At 75.0% G+C, this 16,528-nt stretch carries 12 protein-coding genes; 3 read left to right on the top strand and 9 right to left on the bottom strand.

The window, feature by feature from the left end; all coding sequences use genetic code 11:
* Position 1: 1 nt before the first annotated feature.
* Genes EBO36_RS03215 through glf form a run of 3 tightly spaced genes read right to left on the bottom strand, consistent with a single transcriptional unit; the run spans position 2 to position 2,782 of the window.
* Positions 2-739, bottom strand: a complete 738-nt coding sequence (locus EBO36_RS03215; RefSeq protein WP_122823341.1) for an ABC transporter ATP-binding protein — start codon at positions 737-739, stop codon at positions 2-4.
* 4 nt (positions 740-743) lie between these two features.
* Positions 744-1,607: an ABC transporter permease gene (locus EBO36_RS03210; RefSeq protein ID WP_122823340.1), complete on the bottom strand. Its 864-nt coding sequence runs from the start codon at positions 1,605-1,607 to the stop codon at positions 744-746.
* Positions 1,604-2,782 (bottom strand): UDP-galactopyranose mutase, encoded by a 1,179-nt coding sequence (gene glf, locus EBO36_RS03205; RefSeq protein WP_122823339.1) that lies wholly within the window; start codon positions 2,780-2,782, stop codon positions 1,604-1,606. Before glf ends, EBO36_RS03210 begins: the two co-directional genes overlap by 4 nt.
* A gap of 125 nt (positions 2,783-2,907) precedes the next feature.
* Between glf and EBO36_RS03200 the strand changes: the two genes are divergently transcribed.
* Positions 2,908-4,053, top strand: coding sequence for a polysaccharide pyruvyl transferase family protein (locus tag EBO36_RS03200; protein WP_164471318.1), 1,146 nt, complete (start codon positions 2,908-2,910; stop codon positions 4,051-4,053).
* Here the strand turns inward: EBO36_RS03200 and EBO36_RS15860 are convergent.
* The 6 genes from EBO36_RS15860 to EBO36_RS03180 all read right to left on the bottom strand — a co-directional run bounded on the left by EBO36_RS15860 (position 4,044) and on the right by EBO36_RS03180 (position 12,567).
* Entirely contained in the window at positions 4,044-7,013 is a 2,970-nt protein-coding gene (locus EBO36_RS15860) for a helix-turn-helix transcriptional regulator (RefSeq protein ID WP_164471317.1), read from the bottom strand. The genes EBO36_RS03200 and EBO36_RS15860 overlap by 10 nt on opposite strands.
* 53 nt (positions 7,014-7,066) lie before the next feature.
* Positions 7,067-7,195, bottom strand: coding sequence for a hypothetical protein (locus EBO36_RS15855; RefSeq protein WP_277602259.1), 129 nt, complete (start codon positions 7,193-7,195; stop codon positions 7,067-7,069).
* Between the two features lie 147 nt (positions 7,196-7,342).
* Positions 7,343-9,391 (bottom strand): DUF6541 family protein, encoded by a 2,049-nt coding sequence (locus EBO36_RS15225; RefSeq protein WP_164471316.1) that lies wholly within the window; start codon positions 9,389-9,391, stop codon positions 7,343-7,345.
* A gap of 92 nt (positions 9,392-9,483) precedes the next feature.
* Positions 9,484-10,329, bottom strand: a complete 846-nt coding sequence (locus EBO36_RS03190; protein ID WP_122823336.1) for a glycosyltransferase — start codon at positions 10,327-10,329, stop codon at positions 9,484-9,486.
* Complete coding sequence (locus EBO36_RS03185) at positions 10,322-11,272, bottom strand: glycosyltransferase (protein ID WP_122823335.1); 951 nt, start codon at positions 11,270-11,272, stop codon at positions 10,322-10,324. The genes EBO36_RS03190 and EBO36_RS03185 overlap by 8 nt, the downstream gene beginning before the upstream one ends.
* Positions 11,269-12,567 carry a nucleotide sugar dehydrogenase gene (locus EBO36_RS03180; RefSeq protein ID WP_122823334.1) on the bottom strand — a complete coding sequence of 433 codons (1,299 nt, stop codon included), beginning with the start codon at positions 12,565-12,567 and terminating at the stop codon, positions 11,269-11,271. The genes EBO36_RS03185 and EBO36_RS03180 overlap by 4 nt, the downstream gene beginning before the upstream one ends.
* Before the next feature lie 166 nt (positions 12,568-12,733).
* On the opposite strand from EBO36_RS03180, the gene EBO36_RS03175 reads away from it, so the two are divergent.
* On the top strand, positions 12,734-13,339 hold the full coding sequence (locus EBO36_RS03175) for a P-loop NTPase family protein (protein ID WP_244925350.1): 606 nt from the start codon (positions 12,734-12,736) through the stop codon (positions 13,337-13,339).
* An 84-nt stretch (positions 13,340-13,423) separates the two neighbouring features.
* On the top strand, positions 13,424-16,507 hold the full coding sequence (locus EBO36_RS03170; protein ID WP_164471315.1) for a glycoside hydrolase family 43 protein: 3,084 nt from the start codon (positions 13,424-13,426) through the stop codon (positions 16,505-16,507).
* Positions 16,508-16,528 lie beyond the last annotated feature (21 nt).

The raw sequence follows: 16,528 nt of genomic DNA, 5'->3' as shown, positions 1-16,528 counted from the left end.
GTCACACGTTCCTCCGCATCGTCTCGACGGCGTCGTCAATGGGTCCGTCCACGACGATCCTCCCGTGATCGAGAAGGACGCCACGGTCGCACAACTTGGCGACCATATCGAGGTCGTGGCTGACGATGACCAACGCCTTGCCGGCGGCGCGCAGCTCGCGGATCTTCGCCAGGCACTTGCGCTGGAACGGCTCGTCGCCGACGGCGAGGATCTCGTCGACGAGGAAGACGTCCGGGTCGGTGTGCACCGCGACGGCGAACGCGAGCCGGAGGAACATCCCCGAGGAGTAGAACTTCACCTCGGTGTCGATGAACTCCTCGATCTCGCTGAAGGCGACGATCTCGTCGAACTTCTCGGTGATCTGGGCCTCGCTCATCCCGAGGATGGCGCCGTTGAGGAAGACGTTCTCCCGGCCGGTGAGGTCGGGGTGGAAGCCGGCGCCCACCTCGATGAGGCCGGCGATCTTCCCGCGCACGCGGATGGTGCCCTGATCGGCGCGCATGACGCCGGAGATGAGCTTGAGCAGGGTCGACTTGCCCGAGCCGTTGAGCCCGAGCAGCGCCACCGCCTCACCGTCGGCGACGTCGAAGGAGATGTCGTGCAGGGCGACGAAGTCGTCGCTCAGCCGGGCGCGGCGCCCGCGCAGGTTCCACACCACCCAGTCCTTGGCGGTGCGGGTGTGACGCAGGGTGAAGTGCTTGGCGACGTCGCGCACGACGATCCGCGGTTCGGTGTCCACGCGCTCAGAGCTCCTGGGCGAAGCGGCCGTCGAGGCGGCGGAACACCAGCTCGCCGAGGACGAGGACGAGGGTCGAGGTCACCGCGGCGATCCCCACCCACTGCCACAGGTCGGGCGGCATGACGTACTCCACGCCGGCCGTCGGCGCCCAGAAGCACCAGTGGAAGAGCTCCACGACCGGCGTCAGCGGGTTGAGCTGGTAGATCGTCCAGATCGTCCCCGTGCCCACGACCTCGGTGACGGCGGTCCACGAGTACAGGACGGGAGAGGCCCACGTGGCGACCATGAGGAGGAGGTCGACGAGGTTCTCCGCGTCGCGGAAGAGCACGTTGACCGCACCGAAGAGCAGGCCAAGGCCCAGCGAGAAGACCGTGAGGATCGCGAACCCGAGCACGCCGGCCGCGAGCTGGGCGAGCGAGGGCCGCCAGCCGAAGATGAGGGCGCCGACGACGAGGACGACGAGCTGCGGGAAGAAGTGGACCGCGGCCACCCACAGCGCGGACACGGAGAAGAGCTCCCGCGGCAGGTAGATCTTCTTCACCAGGGCCGAGTTGCCCACGATGGCGCGCGTGGCGTTCCCGAAGGCCTCGCCGAAGAAGTTGACGACGACGATCCCCGCGAAGAGGTAGACCGCGAAGTTGTCGATCGCCTCGTTCATCCGCAGGAACACGCCGACGGCGAAGTAGAAGACGACGAACTGGACGGCCGGCTTGACGTAGGACCACAGCATGCCGAGCACCGACCCGCGGTAGCGCACGCGCAGGTCCTTGCGGACGACGAGGCGCAGGAGGTAGCGCTGCCGGACGACGTCGAGCAGCCCTCCCCCGCGCCCGGGCTCGACGAAGCCGTCGACGGCGCCCGTGCTCACTCCGGCGCCCCCAGACGGGCGCCGGCGCGGAAGAGGGGCGTGAGCGTGTTGTCGTAGGCCGAGAGCGCCGCGCCGATCGCCATGTGCATGTCGAGGTACTGGTAGGTGCCCAGACGCCCGCCGAAGTGGACGTCCTTCTCCCCCTTGGCCAGCTCGCGGTAGGCGAGCACGCGCTCCCGGTCCGTCGCCGTGTTCACCGGGTAGTAGGGCTCGTCGCCCGTCTCGGCGAACCGCGAGTACTCCCGCATGATGACCGTGCGGTCCTTCGGGTAGTCGCGCTCCGGGTGGAAGTGCCGGAACTCGTGGATGCGGGTGTAGGGGACGTCCTCGTCCCCGTAGTTCATCACCGAGGTGCCCTGGAAGTCACCGACGTCGAGGACCTCCTCCTCGAAGTCGAGGGTGCGCCAGCTGAGCTCGCCCTCGGCGTTGTCGAAGTAGCGGTCTACCGGCCCGGTGTAGACGACGGGCACCTGACCGACGACGGCGGCCTTGTTCACCGGCTGCGTGGTGTCGAAGAAGTCCGTGTCGAGACGCACCTCGATGCGCGGGTGGTCCGCCATGCGCTCGAGCCACGCGGTGTACCCGTCGACGGGCAGGCCCTCGTAGGTGTCGTTGAAGTAGCGGTTGTTGTACGTGTAGCGCACGGGCAGTCGCGCGATGATGCTCGCCGGGAGCTCGCGCGGGTCGGTCTGCCACTGCTTGGCCGTGTAGCCCTTGATGAACGCCTCGTACAGCGGGCGCCCGATGAGGGAGATCGCCTTCTCCTCGAGGTTGCTCACCTCCGTGCCGGCGAGCTCGGCCGCCTGCTCGGCGACGAGCGCGCGGGCCGCCTCGGGCCCGTGGGCCGCCCGGAAGAACTGGTTGACCGTGCCGAGGTTGATCGGCATGGGGAAGACCTCCCCGCCGACGTTGGTGTAGACGCGGTGCTGGTAGTCCGTGAAGGCGGTGAACCTCGTGACGTAGTCCCACACCCGCTCGTTGGAGGTGTGGAACAGGTGCGCGCCGTAGCGGTGCACCTCGATCCCGGTGGACGCCTCGGCCTCGGAGTAGGCGTTGCCCCCGATGTGCGAGCGGCGGTCGATCACCAGGACCCGCAGACCCAGCTCGCGGGCGCAGCGCTCGGCGATGGTCAGGCCGTAGAAGCCGGACCCGACGACGACGAGGTCGGAGTTCACGCGCGTCTCTTCTCCTTCAGGCGGACAGTCCCGGCAAGGTTAGCCCGTCGACGCGAGGCCACCGTGCGGACGCGGCCGTCGGGGCGGTTACGCTGCCGGACGTCCCCGACGTGATGAGGAGAGCCGTGCAGCCCGAGGCGCGACCGGTCCGGACCGTCTATCTCGTGGGGGTCGCGGGCAATCCCAATCTCGGCGACGAGCTCATCGCCGACGCGTGGCTGCGCTACCTCGAGCGTGAGCAGCCCGGCGCTGATGTGTGGCTCGACACACCGTTCCCCGGTCCCGCGGCGGCCCTGCTCGCCGAGCGGCACCCCCGCCTCCACGTCACCGACACCGTCTTCCGCCTGCGCGACCGGGCGCTGGAGGAGGGGCACGACGTCGCCGAGTTCATCACCGCAGCGCTCGCGGACCCGGGCATCGCCCCGTGGTGGACGAGCGGGATCGACCGGCTCCGCGGGGCGGACGTCGTCCACCTCCTCGGCGGCGGGTACGCGAACGACATGTGGCCCGAGAACCTCGCCCTCCTCGACGCCCTCGACTGGCTCGCGGCGTACACCCCCGCCCGGGTGGGCGCCACGGGGCTGGGTCTGCTCCCGATGTCGCCCTCGACGGCCCAGCGCGTCGCCGACGCCTCCCGCCGCTTCGCCGTCCTCGACGTCCGCGACGCCGGCACCGCGCGCGCCCTCACCACGGCACCCCGGCCCCCCGCGGCGCTGCGCCTCACCGGCGACGACGTCTTCCTCGAACCCCCGCTCCTCGACCCCGTCGGCGCGGCGGGCTTCGACGTCGGGGTGGTGGTCCAGCACGACCTGCGGACGATGGACTGGCCGGAACTCGTCACCTTCGTCGAGCGCCAGGTCGAGGCGTGGGGCGTGGCCCCGGACCGCATCGCCGTCCTCGAGTGCATCCCGCGCATCGACACGTTCATCCACGCCGACCTCGCGGCGCGCTGGCCGCAGGTCCAGCTCTTCTCCTTCCACCAGCTGTGGCGCGACGGCTTCCCCGCCGCGCCGCACCAGCGCTGGATCTCCACCCGCTTCCACCCGCACCTCCTCGCGGCCAGCGCAGGGGCCCGGGGCCTGGCGATCTCGGTCCTGCCGAAGTACTACGACGCCAAGCACGGGCTGGTCATCGCCGCGGGGTCGGGGTGGCCGCTGGTGCGGGACATCTCCGTCCCCGTGACCGCCGAGCTCCCCGTGGGGACCCTGCGCGAGCGCGCGCCGGGCCTGCGGGAGCGCAAGCGGGAGACGGCGCGGCTGCTCTACGGGTGAGCCCGGCTGAGCAGGCCCCGGCGGTGCGCGATGGCGGCCGCCTCGGTCCGGCCCTCGGCGCCGAGCTTGGCGAGGATGTTGGACACGTGCACGCTCACCGTCTTCGTGCTGATGAACAGCTGCCGGCCGATCTGCCCGTTGCTGCGTCCCTCGGCCACCAGCGCGAGGACCTCGCGCTCGCGGGGCGTCAGCGCGGTAGCCGGCTCGCGGGTGGCCGGCCGGCCGGCGCCCAAGGGGACGGCGCCCAGCTCGGCGAGGAGGGGGCGGGCGCCCAGCCGTTCCGCGGTCTCCCGGGCGTGCGCGGCGTGCGCGGCCGCGTCGTCGGGGCGCCCGGCGGCGCGGAGCACCCGCGCCAACCGTGCCCGGGACCGGGCCCCCTCGAAGGCGTGACCGAGCGCGTCGAAGGCGGCGACCGCCTCCTCCCAGGCGCCGACCAGGGCCGACGGCGCCGGTGGGTCGAGGGCCACGGTCCACTGCAGCCGCAGCAGCTCCGCGCGCGTACGCACCACCCAGGCACGTCCCTCCGCCCCGAGCGGGTTCCCCGAGCGGCGGGCCTCCTCGTCGGTGCGTTCGGCCGCGGCGGCCAGGTCCGCACCGAGGCGTAGGAGGTCGGCGGACGTCCCTCCGGCACGGACCGCCTGCGCGGAGAGCTGGCCGAGGAGCAGCGCGCTGAAGCGCGCGCGCGCGGAGAACACCCCATCCTCGGCCTGCCAGAGCTCGGAGAGCGTGCGGACCGCCTCGTCTTGGAGGCGCACGGCGCCGTCGACGTCCCCGCGGTCGCCGAGCAGGTCGATGGCGGCCCCGGCGCTCTGCACGCAGACGACCCCGTCCTGGTGCCACCACGGCCGCGTCCGCGCGAGCAGCCGGTCCCCCTCCTCCGTGTCCCCGCGACCGGCCGCGCGGGCCAGGGCCACGGAGGCGAACATCGCCTCGATGAGGGGCGGGGGTGCGAGGGGCGCGACGTCGGTCTCGCGGGCGACGGCGTCCCAGTCGCCGGTCATGTACGCGGTGAGGCAGGCGAACAACCGCGCGTCGAGGCCGTAGGGCGACCAGTGCCGGCCGGTGGCGGCGGCGGTCGCGGCCGCCTCGAGGTAGTACTCACGGGCGCGCGGCAACGCCCCGACGACGAAGTGGATGGACCCGATGTGGTGGAGCGCGCGGGTGAGCGCGACGGTGTCGCCGTCGGCCCGCGCCTGCGCTGCCACGTCGCCGAGCGCCACGAGGGAGGCGTCGGGGTCGTCCCACCGCAGCTGGAGCCGCCCGAGGATCATCGCGGCGTCCGCCACCACCCGCGGCAGGCCCACCGCGACGGCCAGCGACCGCGCCTCCCGCGCGAAGCGCGCGGCGTCGTCGTGCCTGCCCCGGTCGAAGCTCGCGTGGGCGTGCGCGTTGAGGACCCGGGCGCGCAACGGCGTGGGCTCGTCGGGGACCAGGCGCAGGGCCTCGGCGGCAGCGCCGTAGCCGTCGACGGGGATGTCCACCTCCCGCGCGGCGGCGGCGAGGGCGAGGAGGAGCTCCACCCAGGCGGTGAGCAGCTCTGCCGGGGGCGGCGGGTCGGCCGGGGGCGGCGGGTCGGCCGCGAGCTGGTCGGTGACGAGGTCGATGGCGCGGTGCGGGCGGCCCGCCGCGACGAGGGCGTCGGCGGCCTTGGCGGTGAGGCCGGCGACGTCCCCCGCGGGGGCGCCGGGTCGGCCAAGGAGCTCGAGGGCCATGAGGTAGTGGGTCGCCGCCTCGTCGGGTCCCCCGACCGAGCTCGCCTCGTCGCCGGCCTCGATGCTCGCGGCGACGGCGGTGCCGAGGTCCTGCGCGGCGACCGCGTGCCGCGCGAGCTCCGCGGCCGTCCCGGGGACCGCGCGGCGGCGCAGGGCGCTCGCGTAGGCGGCGTGCAGCCTCCGGCGCTCGCCCGGCAGCAGGTCGTCGTAGGCCGCCGTGGTGAGCAGGGCGTGCCGGAACGCGTAGGCCGTCCCCTCGACGGGGACGAGGACGTTGCTGTCGACCGCGGCCCGCAGCGCGCGCTCGAGGGTGGCGTCGTCGACGCCCACCACCGCGGCGAGCAGCTCGTGGGTGACCCGGCGGCCGGCGCACGCGGCGGCCCGGACGACGGCGCGGGCGTCGGGGTCGAGCCGGTCCAGCCGGACGAGGAGCAGGTCCACGACGTTGGCCGGCAGCGCCCGGTCCCCGGGCGCGCGGGAGAGGGCAAGCTCCTCGGCGAAGAACGGGTTGCCATCGGCCCGGACGACGATCTCGCGCGCCACCCGGTCCGGCTGGGGGCGCGCCGCCTGGACCACCTCGCCCAGCGCGGCGTCGCTGAGCGGCCCGAGCGCCATGCGCGTGACGCCGGGGATGCGCGACCACTCGGCGACCCGGGGCCGCAGGGGGTGGCGGCGGTGGAGGTCGTCCGAGCGGTAGGTGAGCACGACGGTGACGTCGCGGGTGAAGGCCCGGGTGAAGAGGAAGCCGAGGAGGTCGCGGGTCGACGCGTCCGCCCAGTGCAGGTCCTCCACGACGGCGAGCAGGCCGTTCGGGTCGGCCAGCTCCTCCAGCGCGGCGTGGACCGCCTCGAAGACGTCCCCCCGCTCGACGCCGGCCGGCGCGGGCGCGTCGTCCGGGGCGGCGAGCCCGCGCCGCCCCGGCTGCAGCCGGGCGAGGGCGGGGTGGTCCGCGGTGAGCGCCCCGAGCCGGGCGGGCGCCCCGGCGTCCAGCCGCCCGAAGATCTCGGTGAACGGCAGGAAGGGCAGGACGCCGTCGCCGAACTCGGTGCAGTGGCCCACGGCGACGAGCCGACCGGCCTCCTCGGCCCGGGCGACGAGCTCGGTGACGAGGCGCGTCTTGCCCATGCCGGCGTCGCCCGCCACGACGACGGCGCGGGCCGGCGGGTCCCCGGTGAGGCCGACGAGCTCGGCCAGACGCGCCAGCTCGTCGTCGCGGCCCACGATCGGGCCCAGGCTGCCTGAGGTCACCGCCCCATGATCGCGCGGCGCGGCCTGGAGCGGGAGGCCCCCGGACAGCACAGTCAGGAGTGGCGGGGCGCGCCGCGGCGAGCGGCCCGGCGGCGCCACCACAGCGGCCGCGTGAAGTCGGCGTGCAGGTGCTCGTGCCGGTAGCGGAGCTCGGTCTGGAAGTGGGGGTCGATGGCGTGCATGGCATCTCCTCGGTGGGATCGACGAGTCCACCGTCCCGCTCTGAGGTAGCCCGGCACATCGGGGATCCGCCCTAGGAGGCGGCCCGCCTACCTCAGACCCGCGATGCCGGCGCGGCGCGGTGCCCCCCACCCGCGCGCCTGGGCCGGTCAGTCGCAGGCGGTGATCTCCAGCAACCGCGCCGGGCCGACGCTGGCCACCGGCTCCGCGACGCCCGCGTCCACGAGCCCTTCCAGGCCCGGGTAGGCGAGGTGCCCGCCGTTGGGGTCCCCGCCCCACATGGGGCGGCCCATGTCGAGGACGTAGCCCACGTTGAGGTCCTCCACGGCCTCGCACACCCGGGGGTCGGTGTTCGCCTCGTTGAGGCGGACGGCGATGGTCCCGGTCTCCTCGGTCCAGATGATGGAGATGTGCGGGAACAGCGCCTGCCGGTCCCCCACCGCCCAGGACATCGCGCTGCCGTCCCACGGGTTGCCCGCCACGACGACGCCCTCGGGGACGATCTCGTCGAGCTCGGAGAGGAGCTCCATCTCGTTGGCGCTGAGGAGGCCGATGGAGCCGGTGGAGGTGGGGTCCACGTGGTAGCCCCGGGCCAGCTCGTCGAACGACTGCTGCCCGGCGGGGAGGAACCCCTGGCCCACGGCGAGGGCGGCGACGACCACGAGGACGGCGGCGGCGGGCAGGTCGCGGCGCCCCGCGGACGGGCGCCCGTGCCGGACGGCGACGTCCGCGGACCGCCGCCGCGCGACCCAGCCCGGTACCGCGCTGAGCCACCGGACGAGCTGGGCGACGCCCAGCGCCGCGAGCGGCACGCCGGTGACGGGCAGGAGCGCGGCGAGGCGGATGTCGTCGCCGTACCAGTAACCCGTGAGCTGGGAGCGCAGCGGCCCCTCGACACTGGTGGAGACGACGTAGAGCGCAATGACGACGGCGTGCGCGGCGACCAGCCAGTAGTGACGCGGCATGCGCACGGCGGCGACGACGCCGACGGCGACGAGCAGGGCCAGCACCCACTGCGGCTTGGCGAGCTCGCTGCCCGCCGAGAGGATGATCGCCTTCCACGTCGCCCCGAGGACGCTGTCGTCCACCGGCCAGTACACGGGGCTCGTGCGCAGGCCCTGCACCGTCTGGATCCGTCCGCTGGCGACGTAGGCGAGGACGGCGAGGGAGGCGGTGAGCGCCCACACGAGCCCCACCCAGGCGCGGGCCTGGCCGGCCGGCACCGAGGTGCGGGCCAGCCAGGTCCGCGACCGCTGCCAGAGGGCGACCGCGACGGCCGGCAGGAGGATGAACGCCGCGGCGAACAGGGCGTTGGTCTGGGCGAGTGTGAGGGCGACGGCACCGACGACGAGGAGGGCGACGTCCGCGATCCAGGCCCGGGAGGGCCGGCGCACGAGCGCGCGCAGGACGAGGGCGAGGAACGCCGGGAGCACGGCGTACGCGAGGAGGTTGGGGTAGAGCACCCCGTAGAAGCTGAGCAGCTCGGGGAACTGGGTGAAGGCGGTCGCCAGCGCCGCGGCGGAGCCCAGGAGCAGGGCGTGGGGACCGAACATCACCCGCGCCATCGCCAGCACGCTGAGCGGCCACACCACGGCCGCGACGAGGAGGGTGAGCGTCGTCGTCGCCTCCGGCACGCCGACGCCGGTCACCTGCTCGATGAGCGCCACCAGCCCGTGCCACAGCGCGGGGTAGAACGAGGTCACCTTGTCCGGGGTGGACAGCGTCATGTGCAGGGACGACGCGTCGGCCCGGTCGAGGATGAGCTGGACGGCGTTGAGGTGGTAGTTCGCGTCGAAGGTCTGCGAGATCACCCCCGGGCCGTCCAGGGCCGCGACGATGCGCCCGGCCTGCACCGCGGCGGCGACGAGGAGGCCACCGACGGCGGCGAGGCCCGCCCGGCGGCGCTGCTCGGGCGTGCCCTCGGTCCGGCGCGGGACGCCGAGGGTGAGGAGACGGACGATGAGCGCGAGGACGACGCCGGCGGCCGTCCCGAGCGCGACGGTGCCCACCCCCCAGGCGAGGCCGAGGGCCGGCGCGGCGACCGCCGTCGTCCCGATGATGCCGCCGCTGAGCAGGGGGGCCGTGCCCCACCACAGCAGGCCTCTCAGCCGCAGGACGCGGCCGACGGCGAGCCCGGGCACGAGCAGGAGGAGGAGTCCCACGAGCCCGGGCACGAGAATCGTCAGCCAGGGCTGCACGCGAGAGGTCCTTCCGGTTCGGGGCACCCTCGGGCGGGCACCGACCCGCCGCGAGGCGAGCCAATTCTACCCAGCGGCCACGCCGGCCCGGGTCAGGCCACCATCCGGCGGTAGGCCAGGCGGCGCAGGCGTTCGGGGACCAGGCGGTACCCGCCGCGCACGACGACGTTGCGCGCGGCCTGGGCGGGGGTGGTGAAGCCCGAGCGGCGCAGCTCGCGCTGCAGGGCGAGCTCGGAGCGCAGCAGGCGCAGCCCGCCGCGGCGGGCGTACGCGCCGGCCCCCACCCGGTACAGGACGAGCGCGTCGGGCAGGTTCGCCACCCGCGCCCCGCCGGCGATCATCCGCGCGAAGAGGAGGTAGTCCTCCATGAGCGGCAGGTGCTGGTACCCGCCGGCCGCCGCGACCGCGGACCGCCGGTAGACGACGGAGGGGTGGTTGAACGGGTCCCGGAACCGAGCCGTGCGGGCGATCTCGTCGGGGTCCGTCGGCAGGGCGCGGACCACCCCGGGGCGGGACTCGTCGTCGGCGAACTCGGCGATCGCGGAGCCGAGGAGGTCGAGGCCCGCGGCGACGAGGGGCACCTGGCGGGCGAAGCGGGCGGGAAGGCTGACGTCGTCGGCGTCGACGCGGGCGACGACCTCGTACCGGCAGGCCGCCAGGCCCGCCTCGAGGGCGCGGGCCAGGCCGACGTTGCGCGGCAGGCGGACCAGCCGCACGGGCACGCCGCCGGTGGGCTCCCCCGTCTCGATCTCGGCGACGACGGCCGCGAGCGCCGGCGGGACGGGGCCGTCCTGGACGACGACGAGCTCGTCGGGGCGCAGGTCCTGCTCGGCGGTGGCGGAGACGACGGCCCGGCGGAAGAACCGCGGGTCGTCGCCGGCGTAGACGGGCAGGAGGACGCTGAAGGGGGCGTCGGGCGACCCGGGGCCGTCAGCCACGCGCGGCCCCGTCCTCCACGAGCTCGACCGCGGCGCTCACCGGCAGGTCGGCGAGCACCCGCGTCGTGGGCGCCGGGCGCGCCGCCAGGGCGTCGCGCAGGCCGCGCCACCCGGCGCGAACGAGCACGCCCCGCTCGCCCGAGCGCCCGATGGTCCGGACCCAGCGGCGCACGCTCGAGCCGCCGTAGAGCACCGTCCCGGCGAGCCCGAACGCGCGCGAGTGGGCGAACATCCACACCTTGTTGCGGATCTCGAAGTAGAAGCGCTCCCCCGGGTCCACGTCGCTCGCCCCGAAGGTCTTCGTCCGGTGCTCGACGACGCTCGCCGGCACGTACAGGCCCACGCGGTGGCGCAGGAGGCGGGCGGAGTACTCGAAGTCGTCGTTCCAGATGAAGTACGCCGCCATCGGCAGGCCCTCGCGGCGCACCGCGCCGGCGTCGACGAGCAGCGAGACGAACGAGGCGGTGCGCACGGGCACCGCCCCGGCCCGCTCGGCGCGGCGCCGCAGCTCCGGGGCGACGAACGGCCGCTCCCGCGGGGTGTTCATCGGGTGCTCCCGGCCGTCGTGCCACACCGCGCGCGAGGCGAGCAGGGCGGGCCGCCCCGGGTACTCCTCGCGCGCGCGGAGCAGCTGGGCGAGCGCCGTCGGGGTGGGGATCGTGTCGTCGTCCATGAGCCAGACGAGGTCCGCCGCGAAGCCCTCGAGGGCGTGCGCGATGCCGGCCGCGAAGCCCCCGGCCCCGCCGGTGTTGCGCTCGAGGCGCACCACCTCGGGGCCGAGGTCGTGCCGGCGGGCGACGCCCGAGGACCCGTCCGTCGAGGCGTTGTCGACGACGACGACCGCGTCGGCCGCCCGGGTCTGGGCGGCCAGGGCGTCGAGGGTCTGCTGGAGCAGCTCGCGCCGGTTGTACGCGACGACGACGGCGACGACGCGGTCGGTCATGCCGTGCCGCCGCCGATGACGACGCGCGGGGTCCCCGCCCAGGCCGCCGCGTCCGTGACGTTGCGCCCGTCGACGAGGAGGCGGACCCCCGGCAGGTCCGCCGGGGTGAGGGTGCGGTAGTCGTCGTGGTCGGCCTGGACGACGGCGAGGTCGGCCGGCTCCCCCACGTGGTAGGGCTCCCACCCGGAGCCGGCGATCTCCTCGTCGGTGTACATCGGGTCGTGGACGAGCACCTGCGCCCCCCGCGCGCGCAGCGCGTCGACGGTGGCGAAGACCCCGGAGAACGCCGTCTCCTTCACCCGGCCGCGGTAGGCGGCGCCGAGGACGACGGCGCGCAGCCCGGTGAGGTCGCCGAGCAGCTCCGCGGCGCGCCCGACGGCGTACTCGGGCATGGCGGCGTTGTTCTCGCGCGCGGCCCGGACGATGGTGGCGTCGGGGTCGGTGGACAGGTACAGGCGCGGGTAGACCGGGATGCAGTGCCCGCCGACGGCGATGCCCGGGCGGTGGATGTGGGAGTACGGCTGGGAGTTGCACGCCTCGATGACGGCGTAGACGTCGACGCCCACCTGGTCGGCGAACTTGGCGTACTGGTTCGCCAGGCCGATGTTGACGTCGCGGTAGGTCGTCTCGGCGAGCTTGGCCATCTCGGCCGCCTCCGCCGAGCCCATGTCCCACACGCCGTTGGGCCGGGCGAGGTCGGGGCGCTCGTCGAACGTGAGCACGGCCTCGTAGAACTCGACGGCGCGGCGCGCACCCTCGGGGCTGAGCCCACCGACGAGCTTGGGGTAGCGGCGCAGGTCCGCGAAGACGCGCCCGGTGAGGACCCGCTCCGGGGAGAAGACGAGGTGGAAGTCGCTGCCCTCGCGCAGCCCGGAGAGCTCCTCGAGGAGCGGCTTCCACCGGCCGCGCGTGGTGCCCACGGGCAGCGTGGTCTCGTAGGAGACGAGGGTGCCGGGGGTGAGGTGCTCGGCGAGGGAGCGGGTCGCCGCGTCCATCCAGGCGAAGTCGGGCTGCCACGTCTCGTCGTTGACGAAGAGCGGCACGACGATGACGACGGCGTCCGCGCCGGGGATGGCGTCGGCGTAGTCGGTCGTGGCCCGCAGGCGGCCCGCCGGGACCAGCTCGGAGAGCTTGTCCTGCAGGTGCGCCTCCCCGGGGAACGGCTCACGGGCCGCGTTCACCTGCGCGACGACGGACTCCTGGACGTCGACGCCCACCACGTCATGGCCGGCGTCGGCGAACTGGACGGCCAGGGGCAGACCGATCTTCCCCATGGCAATGACGGCGATGCGCATCGTTCTCCTTCGCGGCAGGCGCGCCGGACAGCCCGGCGGCGGCACCCCACGATATCGACCCCGCGGCGCCGACCGCGTAGGGCGTTCGGCCCGAGGAGGCCCGCGCGGCGCGCCCCTCCCCCGAAAGCCCTGGCTCCCGCGACCGTCGGCGTGCGATCATCCCGGCGTGCTGCTCGGGCCTCGCGACGCGCTGCCCCACCGGCCGCGCAGGATCGCCGTCGCGGGCGTCTCGGGGTCGGGCAAGACGACGCTGGCCAGACGGATCGCCGTCGTCACCGGCGCGCCCCACATCGAGCTCGACGCCCTCTACCACGGGCCGGGATGGGTGCCGCGCCCCTCGTTCCTCGACGACGTCGAGCGCTTCACCCGCGAGCCCGCGTGGGTGACGGAGCGGCAGTACGCCGCTGCCCGCGCCGTTCTGCTGGCCCGCGCCGACCTCCTCGTCTGGCTCGACCTGCCTACCGCGCAGACCATGGCGCAGGTGGTCGGGCGGACGGTGCGCCGGCGCTGGCGCGACGAGGTGCTGTGGAACGGCAACCGGGAGGGCCCCCTCACCGACGTGTTCCGGGACCCCGACCACGTCGTCCGCTGGGCGTGGGCGACCCGCGCGAGGTACCGGGACCTGCCCGCCGAGGTGGCCGCCGAGCGCGCCGCCGCGCACCTGCCCGAGCTCCCGGTGGTCCGGCTCCGCAGCCACACCGAGGGCGCGCGCTGGCTCGCCGGCGCGTTGGCCGAGGCGGTGCGCGCGGGCACCGACCCGCCCGCCCGCTGAGGACGAGCCGTGGATCCCTGTACCCGCCGCCCCGCCGCGGTGTATACAGGGGCGATCCGCTGGCAATGACGCTCGGAGGACCCGATGACACAGCTCCGCTCGACGGCACCACGTCCCTGGGGTCCGCCCCCGCGCCGGCGCCGGGCGGTGCGCGCCCGGCTGGTCGCGGCCCTCGCCGTCGTCGGCGTCCTCGTGGCGTCCGCGGTGTCGGCCCAGACCCCACCCGGTGCCACCTACACCAACCCCGTCACGGCGGAGTTCGCCGACACCTACGCCGACCCCGCGGTGATCCGCGGCAAGGACGGCTGGTGGTACCTCTACGCCACGAGCGACCCCCTGACGGAGGCGCCGAGCGAGTTCGGGCTCATGCACGTGGCGCGCTCGCGCGACTTCGCCGACTGGGAGTACCTGGGGACGATCCTCGACGAGACGAGCCGGCCCGCGTGGGCGGCCGAGGAGTCGTTCTACTGGGCGCCGGACATCCGCTACGTCGACGGCCAGTACGTCCTCTACTTCACCGTCACCGACACCACGCAGTACCCGGGCGCGGACTCGGCCATCGGCGCGGCGACCGCCCCCACCCCGACCGGCCCCTGGACCCCCACCGACGCGCCGGTGGTCGCGCCCCGGCCCTCCGGGGACGGGTTCCTCTGGACGTTCGACCCCGCGCTCACCGTCGCCGAGGACGGCAGCCGCTACCTGTACTTCGGCAGCTACGTCGGCGGGGTCTGGGTCACCGAGCTCGACGAGAGCGGGCTGGCGGCCGTGGGCGAGGCCACCCAGGTGACCAGCCCCGAGCGCTACGAGGGCACCTTCGTCGTCCAGCGGGACGGCTACTACTACCTCATGGGCTCCTCGGCGAACTGCTGCGCGGGCCCGGCGACGGGCTACAGCGTCTACGCGGGCCGCTCGGCCAGCCCGACCGGGCCGTTCGTCGACCACGAGGGCGTCTCCCTCCTCGACCCCCGGGTGGGCGGCACGCAGGTGCTCGTCCAGAACGGCAACCGCTGGATCGGCGCCGGGCACCACACGGTCGTCACCGACCTCGCCGGCCAGGACTGGATCGTCTACCACGCCATCGACCGCTCCGACCCGTGGCTCGACGCCCCGGGCGGGGTCAACGAGCGGCCCACGCTCGTCGACCGGCTCGACTGGATCGACGGCTGGCCCACCACCCGGGCCGGCGCCGGGCCGTCGGACGGGCCGCAGGTGGGACCGGTGCTCGCCACCGGCCTCGGCATCGACGCGGACGACCCGGCGGCGGGGACCGCGTTGGCGGCCACGGCCGGGACGTGGACACGGGGCACCGACCTCACCGGCGACGCCGGCGCGATCGCCGTGCTCGACCCCGGTACCCAGCCCACCGCCGTCGCCCGGTCCGCGCAGGACGCGCCCGCCGACGTCCGGGTCGAGGCGGACGTCCGCCTGCCCGACGGGGGCGCGCTCGCGCTCCGGCTCGGCGCCGGGGACGGCACCGCGGTCACCGTCGTGGTCGACGAGCGGGCCGGGGAGCTGCACGCGGAGGCCACGGGCTCCACGCAGAGCGTCGGGGAGACGACCGCGCTGCCGGGCCTGTACGACCCGACGACCTGGACGGCCCTGTCCGTCGAGGTCCGCGACGGCGCCCTGCACGCCGTCCTGTCGGAGTCCCGGCTGGGCGACGTCCTCGCCGAGGTGCGCCTCGACCTCCCCGCGGAGGCGCAGGGGTCCGCGCCGGTGTCGCTCGTCGCCGCCGAGGGGCCGGCGCACGTCGACAACCTCTCGGTCGTCGACGCGTACACCCCGGTGACCCGTGCCGTCCCCGACCCCGTGGCGGGCGACGTGCTGCTCGGCGAGGAGTTCACCGGGGAGCTCGGTGCGGGCTGGACCTGGGTGCGGCCCGACGACGCCATCACCGTCGCCGACGGCGGCCTCTCCTGGCCGCTCGGGGCGGTCGACATCGTCGGGACCGGCAACACCGGTCCCCTCCTCCTGCGCGACGCACCCGAGGGCGAGTGGATCCTCGAGACCAAGCTCGACCTCGACCTCGGGGTCGACACCGTGCGCAACTACCAGCAGGCGGGCCTCATCGTCCACGCGGACGACGACAACTTCCTCCGCATCGGCAGCGTGGCCATCTGGGGCACGCGGCAGGTGGAGTTCGGCAAGGAGGTGCGCACCGGCGACCGGCTGGACTGGGGCGCCCACCTCGGCGGGCCGACGGCGCCCACGATGTGGCTGCGCCTGCACCACACCACCGACGCGGAGACCGGCGAGCTGCGCTACCGCTCGGCGACCTCCCGCGACGGCACGACCTGGCGGTGGGGCGCGACGTGGACGTTGCCGGCCGGCAGCGAGCCGTCGATCGGGCTCTACGCCGGCGGCGGCGCGACGCCCGCCGTGAACGCGCTGTTCGACTACGTGCGCGTCCACGAGGTCGTCGCACCGGCGGAGCCGACGGTCGTCGCCACGCCCGAGGTCGTCGACCCGGGCGAGGAGGTGACCACCGTGGCGAGCGGCTTCCCCGCGGGCGCGGCGGTGACGCTCACCTACGCGGACGCCGGCGGGGAGCTCGCCGTCGTCGACGCCACGGCGGACGCGCAGGGCTCCGTCACGGACAGCTTCACCGTGCCGTTCGCCCACGCCGGTGGCACCCTCACCGTCACGGCGAGCGACGGCGGGGCGAGTGCGCAGGACACGGCGACGGTGCGGGCGTACACGCCGGCGCTGGCCGTCTCCCCCGCCACGGTCACGGTCGGGCAGGACGTCGCGGCCCACCTCACCGGTTTCGTGCCGGGCAGCACGGTGGAGCTCACGCACACCGCCGCCGACGGCACCGTCCTCGCCAGCCGGGCCGTCACCGTCGACGACGCCGGGGCGCACCACGCCACGTTCACCGTCCCGGCGGGCACGGCCCCCGGCACGCTCACCGTCACCGCGACCGACGCGGCGGACCGCACCGCCTCGGCCACCGTCACCGTCCTCGCGCCGCCGCCGGGTGGGCCGGGCGGGCCCGGTGACCCCGGCGGGCCCGGTGACCCGGGCGGACCGGGTGACCCGGGCGGACCGGGTGACCCCGGCGGGGAGCTGCCGCGCACCGGCGCCGGGCTCGGCCTCGCCGCACTGGCGGCGCTGTGCCTGGCCGCCGGCGTGCTCGCGCGGTGGCGCCGCGGACCGGCCCGGGGGTAGTCGGGGGTCGCCCCGCGCGAA

The sequence above is a fragment of the Georgenia faecalis genome (assembly GCF_003710105.1).
Taxonomy (GTDB): Bacteria; Actinomycetota; Actinomycetes; order Actinomycetales; family Actinomycetaceae; genus Georgenia_A; species Georgenia_A faecalis.
This window is presented reverse-complemented; position numbering and strand designations above follow the sequence as displayed.